Source organism: Roseibium sp. RKSG952, assembly GCF_009711355.1.
This window is the reverse complement of record NZ_SMMF01000929.1, coordinates 23,473-38,740: the sequence shown is the minus strand read 5'-3', so window position 1 is coordinate 38,740 and position 15,268 is coordinate 23,473. Positions and strand designations below refer to the sequence as shown.

General features: G+C 59.5%; 14 protein-coding genes. 8 read left to right on the top strand and 6 right to left on the bottom strand.

What is annotated here, in order from left to right; genetic code table 11:
• Nucleotides 1–103 precede the first annotated feature (103 nt).
• The 8 genes from E1297_RS24030 (at nucleotide 104) to E1297_RS23995 (ending at nucleotide 9,283) form a co-directional block, all read left to right on the top strand.
• The gene (locus tag E1297_RS24030) at nucleotides 104–1,585 is read left to right on the top strand and encodes a PLP-dependent aminotransferase family protein (RefSeq protein WP_155143037.1); all 1,482 of its coding nucleotides are present in this window, start codon (nucleotides 104–106) and stop codon (nucleotides 1,583–1,585) included.
• A gap of 116 nt (nucleotides 1,586–1,701) precedes the next feature.
• Nucleotides 1,702–2,778, top strand: a complete 1,077-nt coding sequence (locus tag E1297_RS24025; RefSeq protein ID WP_155143036.1) for an extracellular solute-binding protein — start codon at nucleotides 1,702–1,704, stop codon at nucleotides 2,776–2,778.
• Between the two features lie 146 nt (nucleotides 2,779–2,924).
• The gene (locus E1297_RS24020) at nucleotides 2,925–4,046 is read left to right on the top strand and encodes an ABC transporter ATP-binding protein (protein ID WP_155143035.1); all 1,122 of its coding nucleotides are present in this window, start codon (nucleotides 2,925–2,927) and stop codon (nucleotides 4,044–4,046) included.
• Nucleotides 4,046–4,915 carry an ABC transporter permease gene (locus E1297_RS24015; protein ID WP_155143034.1) on the top strand — a complete coding sequence of 290 codons (870 nt, stop codon included), beginning with the start codon at nucleotides 4,046–4,048 and terminating at the stop codon, nucleotides 4,913–4,915. Before E1297_RS24020 ends, E1297_RS24015 begins: the two co-directional genes overlap by 1 nt.
• 13 nt (nucleotides 4,916–4,928) lie before the next feature.
• Nucleotides 4,929–5,789, top strand: coding sequence for an ABC transporter permease (locus E1297_RS24010; RefSeq protein ID WP_155143033.1), 861 nt, complete (start codon nucleotides 4,929–4,931; stop codon nucleotides 5,787–5,789).
• 7 nt (nucleotides 5,790–5,796) lie between these two features.
• On the top strand, nucleotides 5,797–7,419 hold the full coding sequence (locus tag E1297_RS24005) for a GMC family oxidoreductase (protein WP_155143032.1): 1,623 nt from the start codon (nucleotides 5,797–5,799) through the stop codon (nucleotides 7,417–7,419).
• Nucleotides 7,420–7,437: 18 nt separating this feature from the next.
• Nucleotides 7,438–8,736, top strand: coding sequence for an FAD-binding oxidoreductase (locus tag E1297_RS24000; protein ID WP_155143031.1), 1,299 nt, complete (start codon nucleotides 7,438–7,440; stop codon nucleotides 8,734–8,736).
• 145 nt (nucleotides 8,737–8,881) lie between these two features.
• Nucleotides 8,882–9,283, top strand: coding sequence for a DUF427 domain-containing protein (locus E1297_RS23995; RefSeq protein WP_155143030.1), 402 nt, complete (start codon nucleotides 8,882–8,884; stop codon nucleotides 9,281–9,283).
• Here E1297_RS23995 and E1297_RS23990 read toward each other — a convergent pair whose 3' ends face one another.
• From E1297_RS23990 to E1297_RS23965, 6 genes are read right to left on the bottom strand one after another with little or no spacing between them, the layout of a single operon-like run.
• The gene (locus E1297_RS23990; protein ID WP_196223397.1) at nucleotides 9,284–9,898 is read right to left on the bottom strand and encodes an HAD family phosphatase; all 615 of its coding nucleotides are present in this window, start codon (nucleotides 9,896–9,898) and stop codon (nucleotides 9,284–9,286) included. It abuts the gene before it with no gap.
• Between the two features lie 4 nt (nucleotides 9,899–9,902).
• Nucleotides 9,903–10,214 carry a Dabb family protein gene (locus tag E1297_RS23985; protein ID WP_155143028.1) on the bottom strand — a complete coding sequence of 104 codons (312 nt, stop codon included), beginning with the start codon at nucleotides 10,212–10,214 and terminating at the stop codon, nucleotides 9,903–9,905.
• Nucleotides 10,211–11,482 (bottom strand): glycerate kinase, encoded by a 1,272-nt coding sequence (locus E1297_RS23980; RefSeq protein WP_155143027.1) that lies wholly within the window; start codon nucleotides 11,480–11,482, stop codon nucleotides 10,211–10,213. The genes E1297_RS23985 and E1297_RS23980 overlap by 4 nt, the downstream gene beginning before the upstream one ends.
• A complete protein-coding gene (locus E1297_RS23975; protein WP_368669662.1) occupies nucleotides 11,479–12,495 on the bottom strand; it encodes a LacI family DNA-binding transcriptional regulator in 1,017 nt (338 codons plus the stop codon). Before E1297_RS23975 ends, E1297_RS23980 begins: the two co-directional genes overlap by 4 nt.
• Nucleotides 12,492–13,676 carry a dihydrodipicolinate synthase family protein gene (locus tag E1297_RS23970; protein ID WP_196223396.1) on the bottom strand — a complete coding sequence of 395 codons (1,185 nt, stop codon included), beginning with the start codon at nucleotides 13,674–13,676 and terminating at the stop codon, nucleotides 12,492–12,494. Before E1297_RS23970 ends, E1297_RS23975 begins: the two co-directional genes overlap by 4 nt.
• Nucleotides 13,669–15,258 carry a GMC family oxidoreductase gene (locus tag E1297_RS23965; RefSeq protein ID WP_155143025.1) on the bottom strand — a complete coding sequence of 530 codons (1,590 nt, stop codon included), beginning with the start codon at nucleotides 15,256–15,258 and terminating at the stop codon, nucleotides 13,669–13,671. The genes E1297_RS23970 and E1297_RS23965 overlap by 8 nt, the downstream gene beginning before the upstream one ends.
• Nucleotides 15,259–15,268: the final 10 nt, after the last annotated feature.

Below are 15,268 nucleotides of genomic sequence, written 5' to 3'. Positions count from 1 at the left end.
TTGCTCGTTCGACGGCAAAATTCAGCTTGCCAAGGCTACCCATGATTGGCCTATATAAAATATCCGTTTTGCCGAATCGACCATACCAATTTGGAAACAAGCCTTGAAACGTCACGCAGGGGCCCTGCTGTCCTCGATCCGGATCGACAAGCACTCCGACAAAAGAATCTCGGTGCAGCTTTACATGGGTTTGCGGGAGCTTCTTCTGGCCGGAGCCGTCACGCCTGGCGACCGTTTACCGGCAACCCGCACACTCGCAATCGAACTCGGTGTTTCGCGAACAACGGTGATCGACGCGATTGAAAGGCTGGTCGCAGAAGGTCTGCTTGAATCCCGCGTTGGCGCCGGGACTTTTGTCAGCGAAGCCCTTGCCGCCCAGAAACCGGCAGCCGTCACGCCAACGGGAAATGGCGGGCATACGGCGGAACCCCGACTGTCTCATGCAGCGATCCATGCGGTACCCGATTTTGGCCCCCGGTCACGTCTACCGCATAAATCGAAAGCGTTCATTTCGGCCCTGCCCGCCCTGGATGCTTTTCCAATGGCGCAATGGGCAAAACTGTCTGCCCGGCACTGGCGCAAGGAGCGCGACCATATTACCGGCTACGGTGCGCCATTCGGATACGAGCCCTTGCGTGCCGCCATCGCCCGGCAGCTCAACGCCTCACGCGGCATCAAATGCGATCCGCATCAAATCTTCATCACCAACGGCGCACAACGGGCGTTCTCCCTGGTCGGCGGCATGCTGGTCAATCCGGGAGAGCCGATCTGGTTCGAAAATCCCGGCGCGATCGGTGCACGCAATGCCTTTGTCGCGATCGGCGCGAACCCGGTTGCCGTGGATGTCGATGAAGAAGGCTTGTGTGTGGAAGACGGGCTCGCCAAGGCGCCTCATTTCCGGCTGGCCTTCGTCACCCCCTCGCATCAGCAGCCGCTCGGACATGTCATGAGCCTGTCCCGCCGTCTGGCCGTCCTGAAAGCTGCCAGTGACGCGGACGCCATGATTGTCGAAGACGACTATGACGGAGAGTTCTATTTCGGCGACCAGCCCCCGCCAACGCTGAAAAGCATCGACACCCATGGCCGTGTTATTTATGTCGGCACCTTCTCCAAGTCCCTGTTCCCTTCCCTGCGGCTCGGGTTCATCCTGGCACCCGAGGGGCTCGTCGAAGGGTTCGAGCGGATCTGCAAGGCATGGCTTAGTGGTGTTCCGACCGTGACACAGGCCATCGTTGCCGATTTCATGGACGAAGGCATGTTTGCAACCCATGTGCGGACAATGCGCCAACTCTACAAGGACCGGCATGATGTGCTGATGACCGAGTCGGCGCGCCTTGCCGGAACACTGGATGTCCAACCATCAAAAAGCGGCTTTCACGCGGTCGGGTTTCTTCAACCGGGTTTGTCGGAGAAGCAGGTTGTCAGCGAGGCCGCCAATGCCGGTCTGACGGTTTCCGGACTTGGCCGCTATGCGATTGCACCCCTCGACACTCAGGGTCTTGTCCTCGGTTTCGGCAGCACGCCGCCCGAGGAAATTCGCAAGGGCATCAACACTCTTGAAAAGATTCTTACAAATCCCTCTTGAAAAACGTAAAAATTGGTCTGAAAAAATATCTGAAATGGATATATTTTACAGTCCAATGGGGTCATAGTGTTTTTTGACGATTGTGACCGCTCGTTTGCATTTACAGGGAGGATAGAATGCAGATCAAGTTTGCTGTTGCCGGATTGCTCGCGGCAACCATGCTGGCAGGTGCCGGCAGCGCCCAAGCCGAGACGCTCCGCCTGCTGACCTGGGGCTCTTATGCTCCGGAAAAGCTGATCCAGAAGTTCGAAGAGGAAAACCCCGACATCGACGTCGAGGTAACCTACTCCAACAACGAAGAGATGATCGCCAAGCTCCGGGCAACCGGTGGCTCCGGCTTTGACCTGGCCCAGCCTAGCCATGACCGTATCTATTCAGCGCAGCTTGAGTTCGACATCTACAAGCCGCTTGACCTCTCCAAGATCGACACCTCGGTCATGGAACCGAAGCTTCTGGAAGGCGTGAAGACCAACACCACCATCGACGGTGACGTCTACGCAGTACCGCACCAGTGGGGCACGTCCGGCCTGATGGCCGACAAGTCCAAGGCGCCCGGCTTCAAGCGCTGGGGTGACCTCTGCGACCCGCAATACAAGGGTGAAACCTCGATGCGCCTGAAGCGCACGATCCTGCTCGGCATGGCCTTCGACATGGGTGAAGACCCGTTCGAAGCCTACTCGGACCTCGAGAAGTACCAGGGCGTGCTCGACAAGGTTACCGACAAGCTGATCGAGTGCAAGGACAACATCAAGGCCTACTGGAACAGCGGCGACGACCTGACCGCAATGATGCTCACCGGTGAAATCGTGGCGTCTGAAACCTGGGACTCGACTGCGTTCAAGATCTTTGACCAGAACAAGGACATCGTGTTCATTCCGCCTGAAACCGGTGCTCTCGCATGGATCGACACTTTCGTTATCCCGCGCAAGGGCAAGGCAGATGATGCCGCCTACAAGTGGATCAACTTCGTGCTGCGTCCGGAAAACGTGACGCTGATGTCCGCAAGCACTGGTGCGATCGCTGCAGTCAAGGGCGGCAAGGACCTGCTGCCGGAAGACAAGAAGGCTGCCGTGAATGCCGCCTTTACCGATGCGGATATCGACAACCTGAAATTCTTCGCAAACATCCCTCCAGGTGTCGAGGATATGGAAGGCCGCGCTCTTGAGAAGATCAAGGCGGCAACTGGCGGCTAAAAGCCAAACCGACAAGACATAGAACCGGCCGGACAGCCCTTGCGCATCGTCTGGCCGGAACGGCCGGAAGGCCCTTTCAAAGAGGGGGACGCTACCAGCCGGTGGTGTCCCCCAAATTTTATGATCTGCTTAATTGGCTCCATCTCATGACGAATTCACCGATGTTTGATCTCGAGTGCATCAATATCGCCAAATCCTTCGGCGCTTTCCGCGCTGTGAAGGACGTATCCTTCAACATCCCGAGCGGCTCCTTCTTCTCCATTCTCGGACCTTCGGGCTGTGGCAAGACCACCTTGATGCGCATGATCGCGGGCTTCGAGGAAGCAACCAGCGGCGACATCAAGATCAAGGGCAAGTCTGTCCTCGGCACCGCGCCCAACAAGCGCAACGTGAAAATGGTGTTCCAGCACCTCGCCCTGTTCCCGATGATGAATGTTTACGAGAACATCGCATACGGCCTGCGCTGCAACGGTGTTTCCAACGCAGAGATCAAGAAGAAGGTCCACGATGTTCTGGAGCGCATCGCCCTGCCCGATGTCGCCAACCGCGAAATCCACCAGCTCTCCGGCGGGCAGAAGCAGCGGATCGCCATCGCGCGCTGCATGGTGCTCGATCCGGATGTGCTCCTGCTCGACGAACCGCTCGGTGCCCTTGACCTGAAACTGCGCGAGCAGATGAAGATCGAACTGAAGCTGCTGCAGCACCAGTTCAACACCACCTTCGTCTACATCACCCACGACCAGTCCGAAGCGCTCGTCATGTCCGACAATGTCGCGATCATGAACCAGGGCCGGTTCGAACAGATCGGCACGCCCCAGGAACTCTATCACAAGCCCACAACCGCCTTTGTGGCCGGGTTCGTCGGCGACAGCAACCGCTGGTCCGGCAAGGTCAAGTCCAGCGACGGCAGCGGCGGAAAGGTCGAGACCGATCAGGGCTTGCAGATGGCCTTTACCTCCGCAGGCGGCCAGAAGATCACCGACGGCACCGAGGTGGACATCTTCGTCCGTCCGGAATTCATTCACACGGTTCGCAAGTCCGGCAGCTCGAATGCCTATCCGAATGCAGACAACTCCATGGACGGCGTGGTCGACAGCCTTCTGTTCAATGGCGCCAACAGCCGGGTTCTGGTGCGCAGCGGCAAGGGTGAACTGATCGAGGCGGATATCACCCTGACCGGCCATGACGACGTCAAGCCGGGCGAGGAAGTCAGCCTGGTCTGGTCCTCCAAGCAGGCCATGTGCTTTGCGTCTCAGGGGGCTGCCTGATGCTGCAAAAAGATTTCAAGCGCCTGTCGCTTTATCTGCTCTTCGCACCCTTTGCCCTATGGATCCTGCTCCTCGTAATCCTGCCGCATGTCGGCATGGTAATGCTGTCCCTGCGGGAAAAGGTGGCGCCCCGGGTCTATGAGTTCGGCTTTGGCAACTATCTGGACTTCATCAACGAGCCGATTTACTGGAACACGCTTCTGCGCACCGGCTCGATGTCGCTGCTGGTCACCGTGCTTGCCCTGATCATCGGGTTTCCGATTGCCTATTACATTGCAAAGCTTGCCGGAAACCGCACCCGTGGCGCCCTGTTTCTGCTCTGCCTGATCCCGCTTTGGGTCAGCGACCTGATCCGCGCGTTCGGCTGGATCCTGCTTCTTCGGGAATCCGGGATTGTTTCCAGTTTCCTGCAATGGGCGGGCCTGGCCGATGCACCCATCGAGTTTCTCTACAATGACGCGGCCGTGATCGTCGGGCTTGTTTACACGGTCATGCTGTTCATGATCGTACCCCTGGTCTCGACCCTTGACGGCATGGACAATGCCATGATCGAGGCGGGCTACAATCTGGGCGGCAACGGCTTTACGGTTCTGCGCCGGATCATCATTCCCTATGCGATGCCGGGGATTGTCTCGGGCTGCATCGTGACCTTCATGCTCACCGCCGGTTCCTACCTGACCCCGATCCTTCTGGGCGGCAAGAACTCCAGCTGGTTCACCGAGCAGATCTACAACCAGTTCATCACCCGGTTCAACTGGGAGGCGGGCGCTGCCTTCGGCATCCTGTTGCTCCTGTTCACCTCGGCAGTCATCTGGATCGGGCTGAAGCTCAGCGGCCAGACGCTTGCCAACACGGTCGCCAAGAGCTGAGGGAGAACGGTCAATGCTTGCTCAAAACAAAACCACCCCGTTCATCATCGGCTACCGGCTCTATGTGCTGGCCTTCTTCATCTTTCTGGCCGCCCCGCTGATCGCCGCCGGAGCCTTTGCCTTCAACGACAGCATGTTCCCGTCCCTGCCCTGGCAGGGGTTCACGCTCGACTGGTTCTTCAGTGACCAGGAACCCATGCTCGGCATGTTCCACGACCGGCGGCTGCTGCAGGGTCTCTACTACTCCTTCGTGATCGCGATCTTTGTCGCAGCGCTCTCCGTGTTTGTGGGAACCACAAATGCGTTCCTGTTCGTGCGCGGCAATTTTCCGGCAAAGAACTTCTTCTACATCATGATGGTCGTGCCCCTGGTCATCCCCGGCGTGATCCTCGGGATCTCGATCCTGGTTCTGGCCAGCGACACCGCCAACTATGTGGATGATGCGCTTAATCTGGAGCTGGAGTTCCTGCGCCCGGGCATTTTCCTTGTCGTACTTGGACAGTTCTCCTTCATCGCGACCATCACCTCGCTGGTGATCACCGCGCGTTTGAAGAAGTTCGATGAAACCATGGAAGAGGCTGCCCTCAATCTGGGCGCGAGCCGGGCAAGGGTCTTGCGCACCATTACCCTGCCCTTCCTGCGTCCCGCGATGATCGCAGCCGGCATTGTGGCGTTTCTGGTCTCTTTCGAGAACTTCAACACCACGCTGTTTCTGGTTGGCTCGGAAGCCCCGCTCACCATCACCATGTATGACCGCATGGCAAAGGTCGGATCGACACCGGTGCTCAATGCCGTGTCCTTCTTCCTGATGATCGGCTCGGGCCTGCTTGCCATCATCTCCATCCTCGTTCAACGCGACAAATCCAAACAGTAGGCGCATCATGAACGCGTTTGATTTCGTGATTGTCGGAGCCGGCTCTGCCGGCTGCGTCCTCGCAGACCGGCTGTCGGAAAACGGTAAATACTCGGTCTGTCTGCTGGAGGCGGGCGGCTCAGATCTGAACTTCTGGATCTGGATGCCGATCGGCTACGGCAAGGCCTTCTACAATCGCGGGATCAACTGGATGTACCAGACCGAGCCCGATCCCGGCCTCAACAACCGTCAAGGCTACTGGCCGCGCGGCAAGGTGCTGGGCGGGTCGAGCTCGATCAATGCGATGGTCTATATCCGGGGTCAGCACGCCGATTTCGACGACTGGGAAGCCCTTGGAAACCCGGGATGGGGGTGGAACGATGTTCTTCCCCTGTTCAAACGCAGCGAATGCAATGACCGGGGCGAAGATGCCTATCGCGGCGGCTCCGGCCCGCTCCACATATCATCCATGAAAGATGATACCCATCCCCTTTGCGATGTGTTTCTGAAGGCGGGACAAGAAGCCGGTTTCCGCCTGAACGACGACTTCAACGGGGCGGATCAGGAAGGTGTCGGCCGTTACCAGATCACGGCCAGAGACGGCTTCCGGATGTCGACCGCCCGGGCCTATCTGTCGTCTGCGAAAAAACGTCGGAATGTGCGCATTGAAACCAATGCCCACAGCACGAAGATACTGCTGGACGGCAATCGTGCCACCGGCGTCTGCTACCGGCAAAACGGTCAGGACAAGACCGTCCTGGCCCGCCGGGAAGTAATCCTGAGTGCAGGCGCGGTCAATTCCCCGCAGCTCTTGATGCTGTCGGGCATCGGACGGCCCGATGACCTGAAGACCCAGGGGATCGATGTTGCGGTTGAACGGGCGGGTGTCGGCCAAAATCTTCAGGATCATCTGGGGCTCGACTATCTCTACCGCTCCCGTGTTCCCACACTGAACACGCAGCTTTACCCGTGGTGGGGCAAGCTCCTGCTCGGCATGCGCTACGTCCTGACCCGCCGCGGACCGCTGTCGCTCAGCGTCAATCAGGCGGGCGGTTTCGTCCGCTCCACGCACGAGCGCGAACGGCCCAACATGCAGATCTATTTCTCACCGGTCAGCTACACCAAGGCGCCGAAGGGCAAACGGCCGTTGATGAACCCTGACCCGTTCCCCGGTTTTCTCCTCGGCATCCAGCCGACCCGGCCCTCCAGCCGCGGGCATATCACGCTCAGATCCGGTGATCCCATGGCCTCACCGGCCATTCACCCCAACTCGCTCAGCACCAACCATGACCTCGTCGAGATGGTCGAGGGCTGCAAGCTGATCCGGAAACTCGCCGCAACCCCGTCCCTGAGCTCGGTGATCGAGGAACAGATCGCTCCCGGACCAGAAGTGCAGGATGACGAGGCGATGCTGGAGGATGTGCGCAACCGATGCTCGACCGTCTTCCACCCGGTCAGCACCTGCCGGATGGGACCGGACCGGAATGTCGACGTGGTCGATCACAGGCTGCGGGTCTATGGCGTCGGCGGGTTGCGTGTGGTCGACGCTTCCATTTTTCCGACAGTCACCTCTGGAAACACCAACGCTCCGGCGATTATGGTTGGTGAAAAGGGATCCGACCTGATTCTCGAGGATCACAAGGCAGGATAGCCAAAACCGGAGGAAAACATGAGCGCAGCCCTGTTCACGGACGACTTCAAGGCTGCGCCCTACTGGTGGGAGACAGGAGCTCCCGCCGACTTCTCCAAAACGCTTTTGCCGTCCGAAGCCGATGTGGTCGTCGTCGGTGCCGGCTACACCGGCCTGAACGCCGCCCTCCAGACCGCCCGCGCAGGCCTGTCCACTCTGGTTCTTGATGCTGAAGCTGCCGGCTGGGGCTGCAGCACACGCAATGGCGGACAGGTGTCCACCAGCGTAAAGCCCTCCTTGTCCACCCTGCAAAAACGTCATGGCAGCACAATCGCCCGGGCACTCCTTGAAGAGGGACAAGCCTCACTCGACTACATGCATGCGCTCGTCCGCGATGAACAACTGGATTGTGATTTCCGGGAGACCGGGCGGTTTCACGGCGCGCATTTGCCGCATCTTTACGACACCATGGCCGCAGAGTGCGAAACAGGTCACAAGGTGTGGAATACCGGCGCCTATATGGTACCGAAAGCCGAGATGGACCGGGAGCTGGCGACCGATGCCTATCACGGCGGGATGGTGTTTCCACACCATTGCAGCATTGATGTCGGCAAATATCACCCGGCCCTCTTGAACAAGGTTGTAAAGGCGGGAGCCATCGTCAAAAGCCACTGCCCGGTGGTGTCCCTGGAACGTCTTGCCAGCGGGTTTCGCGTTCTGACCAAATGCGGGGCCATGAAAGCCGGGAAGGTCATTCTTGCCACGAATGGCTATTCGGGCCCGCTGTCTCCGGATCATCAAAGGCGCATCATTCCGATCGGCTCTTATGTGATCGCCACCGAGGAGCTTGATCAGGCACTCGTCGACCGGCTGTTTCCAACCGACCGCATCCTCTCAGACACACGCAAACTGGTCTATTACTATCGCCTTTCACCGGACCGGAAACGGCTTCTTTTTGGGGGCCGGGTCTCCTTGAACGAGACCGACCCGGCAAAAAGCGCGATCAGGCTGCATCAGGACATGACAGCCTTGTTTCCCGAGCTCAAACGCGCCCGGATCAGTCATTCCTGGATGGGGTTTGTCGGCTATACATTCGACACGCTTGCCCATTGCGGCGAGGACAAGGGCCTGTTTCATGCCATGGGCTATTGCGGCTCGGGTGTCGGCATGGCGAGTTATCTCGGCATGCGCATGGGAAGAAAAGCGGCCGGGCTGGAAACCGAGCCCTCAGCCTTCGAACAGATCACCTTTCCGACACGTCCGCTTTATACAGGCAACCCTTGGTTTCTGGCGCCATCCGTCCTGGTGTTCCGGTTGCGCGACCGGTTCGGGATTTGATCCGGTACCGGAGAGCCACAAGAAACGACAGGCTCCTTGGCTCTCCGATACCCGTTCTGCGTGATGCCCGACCGTGATGACCAAATGCATTGGTGGAAGCGGGCTTTATGGTATGAATGAAATCTCTTTGAACCGGGAGACGACCATGCCCGACCCCTCCAACAGGATCACCGCTCCCGCCTTTGACAACGCCATCCGGAACCCCGCCGATCCAAACCACCTTATGGTGATCAAGCCGGTCAGGGAGCGTGTCAGGATCTATTCGGGCGAAACCCTCATCGCCAACACGTCCAACGCATGCCGTGTGCTGGAAGTCGGTCGTGGCGTTTATGACCCGGTGATGTATATCCCCGAGGCAGACCTAACGATCGAATTCGAACAGCTCATAAAATCCACCCATTGCCCGATCAAGGGCGATGCAAGCTATCTGGCATTGGCCGGCGTCGAAATCGGCTGGGTCTATAGGCAACCGCTTGGCATGGCAGCCGATCTGGCGGCACGCCATGCCTTCTGGCCCTCAAGAACACGGCTGGTCATCGGAGACTGATCAACCAGCCAAATAATCCATATTTGATTGCCTGAACTTGTCCAGCGCAGTTGGATCGCGCACATCCAGAACCGGCATGCCGGCTGCTTCCGCAGCAACAAGGCCCTGTTCGCTGTCTTCCAGAACCAGAGTCCGGTCAGGCCGTGAACCGAGCAAGCTGGCTGCCTTGACGAGCATTTCCGGGTCCGGCTTCGGGCGCGACACCTCTGAAATGGTCACAATGGCTGCAAAGAACCTGGACAAGCCGTGGATATCAAGCACGCCGCGCACAATCTCCGCTTCCGCATTTGACGCAACAGCCATCGGAACATGCCCGTGAAACCGCTCTGCGATCCCTTTAACGGCTGTGTTGGGCCGCGTCTCAGCAAGCAAATCCATCGTCAGGGCAACGCTGTCGCGAAGGGCCGCGCCGCGGTTAAAAGCCGGCCCGTGCAAGTCCTGAAGCTGGTCCATCAGTTGCATGCGGGAGAGCCCGCTTCGCGCCATGTACCAGTCCCGCTCAATCGATGCACCCTGACGTTTCAAAGCCTCCTGCAGGGCCTGCAAATGCATGTCACCGGTCAGGACCAGCGTCCCGTCGCAATCAAAGATCAGGGCATCGAATTCAAAAGGCATTGTCTCAGCCAGCCTCGATATCGGCGACCAGAATACCGTCATATCCACCTTTACAGGCCGCGATCAGCAATTCGCCAGCCTTTTGATGAACCGGGTGCTTTTCATAGGCGAGAGAGGCCTCTCGATCGGCAAAGGTCACCACGAACCCATATTGATAGCTCGAGGTTTTATTCTCGAAATCCCTGTTGGGACCATGACCAAAATCCAGCATGCCTGGCAGATCTGCGGAAAGACCTTCCAGCAACCGCATGGGTTCTTCAAGAACGGAAAAGTCATCTGGCTTGGCAAGAGACAGAAATACACAGTGCTTGATCATGTCGGCTCTCCGGGTTGGATGAGAATGGCTCGGAAATCGTTCACATTGGTCAGGGTCGGACCGGGAACGACCTGATCGCCGAGGCGCTCGAAAAAGGAATGCGCGTCATTGCGCTGAAGGAACGCCGCAGCATCAAGCCCGAGTGCCTCCGCCCGCTTCAGCGTCGCCGGATCGATCACGGCGCCGGCCACGTCCGCAGCCCCGTCGACACCATCGGTATCGCAGGCAATCGCGTGGATCCCGGCCTGTCCTTCAAGGGCGAGCGCCAGCGCCAGAACATATTCCGCATTGGGACCGCCGATCCCGTCCCCGATGCGGGTCACTGTCAGCTCTCCGCCCGACAGCAGGACCAAGGGAGACGATCCGTCCACCAGGTCCCTTTGCCGTGCAATTGCCAAAGCCGCATGGGCTGCGGCAACATCGCGCGCCTCGCCCTCAATCGCATCGCCAAGCAACTCGGTCTGCACGCCTTGCGCATTGGCAAGTTCGGCCGCGGCCTTCAAGGACTGGGACGGAGCCGCGAAAATGCGGTTTGTGACCCTCGACAGTTTTGGATCACCCGGAGCCAATACGCCGGTGTGGCCTGCCAGAACCTGCGCGACGGAATCCGGCGCATCAATCTTCCAGTGCTTCAGGATCCTGCTTGCGTCTTCGGCTGTGCCGGTATCGCCAACGGTCGGTCCGGAGCCGATCAGCGCCGGATCGTCACCGGGCACATCGGAAATCATCAGGGCCAGCATTTTTGCCGGCCAGCAGCTTGCAGCCAGCTGTCCCCCCTTCACCCGGCTCAAGTGTTTCCGGACCTTGTTGATCTGGCCGATGGGCGCACCGGAGGCCAGAAGCGCTTCATTGACGGCCCGCTTTTCGGCCAGTGTTATTGCTCCCGCCGGGGCGGCCAGCAGCGCCGAAGCACCGCCTGAAATCAGCGCCAGCACAAAATCACGTTCTCCAAGGCCGTTCAACATTTCCAGCATGCGCGCAGTCTGCCGGACACCTGCCTCATCGGGGACGGGATGTGCAGCTTCGACGATCTCGATGCCCTTGCAAGGCCGGGCATAGCCATAGCGGGTGATCACCAGCCCTTCGCACGGACCCCAGACCGCTTCCACCGCCTCGGCCATGCGCGCCGACGCCTTTCCCGCTCCAATGACCAAGACGCGCCCCTCCGGCTTTTCCGGCAAAAACGCCGCCAGACTGCGGATCGGGTCTGCCACTTCGACAGCCTTGCCGAACAGGGTTCCCAGAAAGGACCGCGGTTCCGGGATCATATCGCCAGATGTCCAAGGCTCGACATGCGCGCGACCAACTCGACACTTGCGCGGTGTTCCGGCTCCGGTTTCTCACCGTTTTCCAGCCACGCAAGCATGGTCGCTGCCGCTTCAGAACCGAATTTCTTCACCCCGCAGCTGATCGAGGACAGCTGTGGCCATGCCTCGCTACATTCTTCGATATCGTCAAACCCGATCAGCCGGAACTCTTCGCCAACCTTGCGCCCGATCTGATTGAACCCGGACAACATGCCAAGGGCGACCAGATCATTGAAACAGACAGCCCCGTCAATCTCGGGCCGCTCTTCACTCAAACGGATGGCAAGCTCGCGCCCGAAGGCCCGGGAGGAGCGTCCAAGATAGGTGACGGGCTCACGGCCTGCCGCCCGGATTGCCTCAAGGTAACCGGACAGGCGTTCATCGGTGATCGACCGTCCTTCAAGACCGCCGGCAAAGGCAACGTTGTTTGCGCCAACATCGAAAAGATGCCGCGTTGCCAGCACCGCGCCATGGGAGTTGTCGGGTGCTGAGAGCGGAAACAGCTGAAAACGCTGATCGGCATGACGCAACACCTGCATGGTCGGCACTTGCGCGCGGGCGAGAAGCTCAAAGGACGCACCGCCATCACCATAGCTCGGGGAAATCAGAATGCCGGACACACCATGTTCGATCATCGACCCGATGACCTGCTTTTGAAGGGCCGGATCCTCGTCCGCATTGGCGAGCACGGTGGCATAACCGCGCGCGGAAAAGGCCATCTGCGCTGTCGTGGCGAACTCGGTAAAGAACGGGTTGCGCAGATCGTTGATGACCAGACCGATCAGGCCGATATTGGCCGATCTCAGGTTGGCGGCAGCCCGATTGTAGACATAGCCGAGCGCGGCCATTGTCTCGCGCACCAGCTCGACCGTTTCCGCCTTGACCAGCGGGCTGTCCTGCAACACCAGCGAGACGGTCGATTTCGAAACGCCCGCAGCATTTGCCACATCAATGATCGTAGGCCGTTTTTTCACCCCGAAGTCACCTCTTGGATCCCATGAAGCGCCAGAAGCTGCCCCATGCGGTTTTCTGCAATGTCCGGCTTAGACAACAGGCCCGCCTGATCTGCAAGGCGGAACACAGACGCATAGTGAGTGATGTCACGGGCGGATTGAAAGCCTCCGGGCATGATAAAATGCGGCTGGGCATCATTAAGCCAGGCAAGAAACGCAATTCCGGCCTTGTAGAACCGGGTTGGTGCGCGAAAAATCTCCCGGCTGAGCGGAACGGTCGGCTCCAGAAGCCTGTGATAGCGCGCCCGGTCTCCCGCCGCCAAGGCCTCCAGTGCCCGGGACGCCGCCGGGGCAATGGCTGCAAATATGCCGAGCAGGGCATGCGAATGACGGGTGCCGTCCCCCTCGATCAAGGCACCGTAGTTGAAATCGTCGCCGGTGTAGAGCAGGACACCCTCCGGCAACCGCGATCTCAACTCTTCTTCATATGCCTGTTCAAGCAACGAGATCTTGATGCCGTCGACCTTGTCCTTGTGGGCTTCAATAATCTCCAGAACGGTCTGTGCCGCTGCCGCGAATTCGTCTGCGCCCCAATACCCTTTGAGCGCCGGGTCGAAGGCGTCCCCGAGAAAATGCAGGATGACGGGTTGGCTGGCCTGCCCGATCAGGCGGCTGTAGACCCTCTTGTAGGTACCGGCATCGGCATTGATGGCCGGCAAGGCACGCGTTGCCATCAGGATCACCTGCCCGCCAGCCGCCTCGATCGCCTCCATCTGGGTCTCGAATGCATCGACAATCGCGGCAGGGTCTCTCAAGTCGCAAGGGTCCTTGTGATCGGTCCCGGCCCCGCAGGCGACACGCGGTTTCAAGGGATGCTGCTTCGCCTCCGCCATCGTGCGTTCGATCAGCTCCTTGGCGGTCAGCCAGTCGACACCCATGCCGCGTTGTGCCGTGTCCATCGCCTCGGCCAGATGAAGCCCCTGATCCCACAGCCCCCGACGGAAACTCAGGGTAGTTTCCCAATCGACAGCGGGGCGGCCAACCCAGGGGTCCCGTTCGCGCAAGGGATCGGAAACGACATGGGCCGCGGCAAAGGCCGTCCGCGTGAATGCGGTGTGCGGCGCGCGCGGAACCAGAGGTGTCCCCTGAAGCCGGTAGTCTTCAAGTGTGCCCTCAGGCGTTGGCAGCAACATGTCAGGCAATCCCGTGATCGGCCCGGATCATGTCGGCGGCCTTTTCGCCGATCATGATCGCAGGCGCATTGGTGTTCGATGAGTTGAGCGTCGGCATGATCGAGGCATCGGCAACCCGAAGACCTTCCAGCCCGTTGAAGCGCAGCCGGACGTCAACGACGGCGGAAGGATCTGCGCCCATCCGGCAGGTTCCGGCCGCATGATGCGACGTCTTGGAGTGCTCGCAGATGAACGCGAAATAGTCTTCATCCGTCTTCACACCCGGCCCCGGCAACCGCTCTGCCTTGATGAAGGGAGACAACGGGTCTTGTGCCAGGATCGACTGGGCGAGTTTCAGCCCCTCGATCGACAGTTCCCGGTCACGCGGGTCCTCGAGGTAATTCGGATTGATCAGCGGCCGGTCGGACGGGTTGCTGCTTTGCAACCGCACGGATCCACGCGAGCGGGGCCGCAGATAACAGGCATTGAGGGTAACCCCGCCATTCGGCATTGATGCAACCCCGGATTCAATCCCTGTTCCAAGCCCTAGGTGAAACTGGATATCCGGTGAACGTGCCTCCTTGTCCGCATACCAGAATCCCCCGGTTTCAAAAAGGCTCGAGGCCACCGGGCCGGTCCGGTTGAAGAGGTATTGCAGCCCCGCAAGGGCCGACAGATGCGGCTTGGCGAAACGGTCATAGGTGTGCGGGCCCGTCACCTCGCAGATCGTGTAGAGATCCAGATGATCTTGCAAATTCGCGCCAACACCGGGCTGATCGTATCGGGTCTTGATGCCAAGATTTTCCAGCTCCCCAGCCGGACCAATTCCGGAGAGTTGCAACAACCGGGGCGTTCCGATAGCCCCCGACGACAGGATCACCTCTCCGGCGGCTTCAACCTGCGTGCCATCGGCCAGTGCAAGGCCGGTGATCCGGTCCTTGTCGGACAGAAGCTTCAGGACCTGAACTCCGGTCCGCACCGTGAGATTGGGGCGATTTCGATTCGGCGCGAGATAGGCCATGGCCGCAGACGAGCGGCGGGCATTGCGCTGGGTCAACTGGTAATAACCGACGCCATCAGGCTTCTCGCCGGTCATGTCCTTGTTGTGCGGAATGCCGAGTTGAGCGGCGGCCTCGATATAGGCGTCGCAAATGGGAAGGGGCGCACGCGGCCGGGACACACCAAGCGGCCCGCCCTTGCCGTGGAACGCGTTTTCATATGTATCGTTGTCTTCCGCTTTCCGGAAGTAAGGCAGGACATCGTCATAACCCCAGCCGTCACAACCCATCTGCCGCCACTCGTCATAGTCGTGCCGGCTGCCCCTGGTGTAGATCTGCGCATTGATTGCCGAACCGCCACCAATCACCTTGGCCTGGGTGTAGCGGAACACCTTGTTCTGCATGTGTTTCTGGGGAACCGTGTTCCACCCCCAGCTGCCGATGCCTCTGGTCATCTTCGCAAAGCCCGCGGGCACATGATAATACGGATGAAAATCCCGGCCGCCGGCTTCGAGGAGAAGCACCGACGCGTCCGGGTTTTCGGACAGACGCGCGGCGACCACACAGCCCGCCGATCCGCCACCAATGATGATGAAATCAAACGTTTCCGGCATGCCCCTCCCC

Excerpts from the sequence above, each read along its gene's own strand:
- E1297_RS23995 (WP_155143030.1), top strand. The coding sequence starts at position 8,882 with ATGCCCGACCCCTCCAACAGGATCACCGCTCCCGCCTTTGACAACGCC.
- E1297_RS24025 (WP_155143036.1), top strand. The coding sequence starts at position 1,702 with ATGCAGATCAAGTTTGCTGTTGCCGGATTGCTCGCGGCAACCATGCTG.
- E1297_RS23990 (WP_196223397.1), bottom strand. The coding sequence starts at position 9,898 with ATGCCTTTTGAATTCGATGCCCTGATCTTTGATTGCGACGGGACGCTG.
- E1297_RS24000 (WP_155143031.1), top strand. The coding sequence starts at position 7,438 with ATGAGCGCAGCCCTGTTCACGGACGACTTCAAGGCTGCGCCCTACTGG.
- E1297_RS23965 (WP_155143025.1), bottom strand. The coding sequence starts at position 15,258 with ATGCCGGAAACGTTTGATTTCATCATCATTGGTGGCGGATCGGCGGGC.
- E1297_RS24010 (WP_155143033.1), top strand. The coding sequence starts at position 4,929 with ATGCTTGCTCAAAACAAAACCACCCCGTTCATCATCGGCTACCGGCTC.
- E1297_RS24005 (WP_155143032.1), top strand. The coding sequence starts at position 5,797 with ATGAACGCGTTTGATTTCGTGATTGTCGGAGCCGGCTCTGCCGGCTGC.
- E1297_RS24020 (WP_155143035.1), top strand. The coding sequence starts at position 2,925 with ATGACGAATTCACCGATGTTTGATCTCGAGTGCATCAATATCGCCAAA.
- E1297_RS23985 (WP_155143028.1), bottom strand. The coding sequence starts at position 10,214 with ATGATCAAGCACTGTGTATTTCTGTCTCTTGCCAAGCCAGATGACTTT.
- E1297_RS24015 (WP_155143034.1), top strand. The coding sequence starts at position 4,046 with ATGCTGCAAAAAGATTTCAAGCGCCTGTCGCTTTATCTGCTCTTCGCA.
- E1297_RS23980 (WP_155143027.1), bottom strand. The coding sequence starts at position 11,482 with ATGATCCCGGAACCGCGGTCCTTTCTGGGAACCCTGTTCGGCAAGGCT.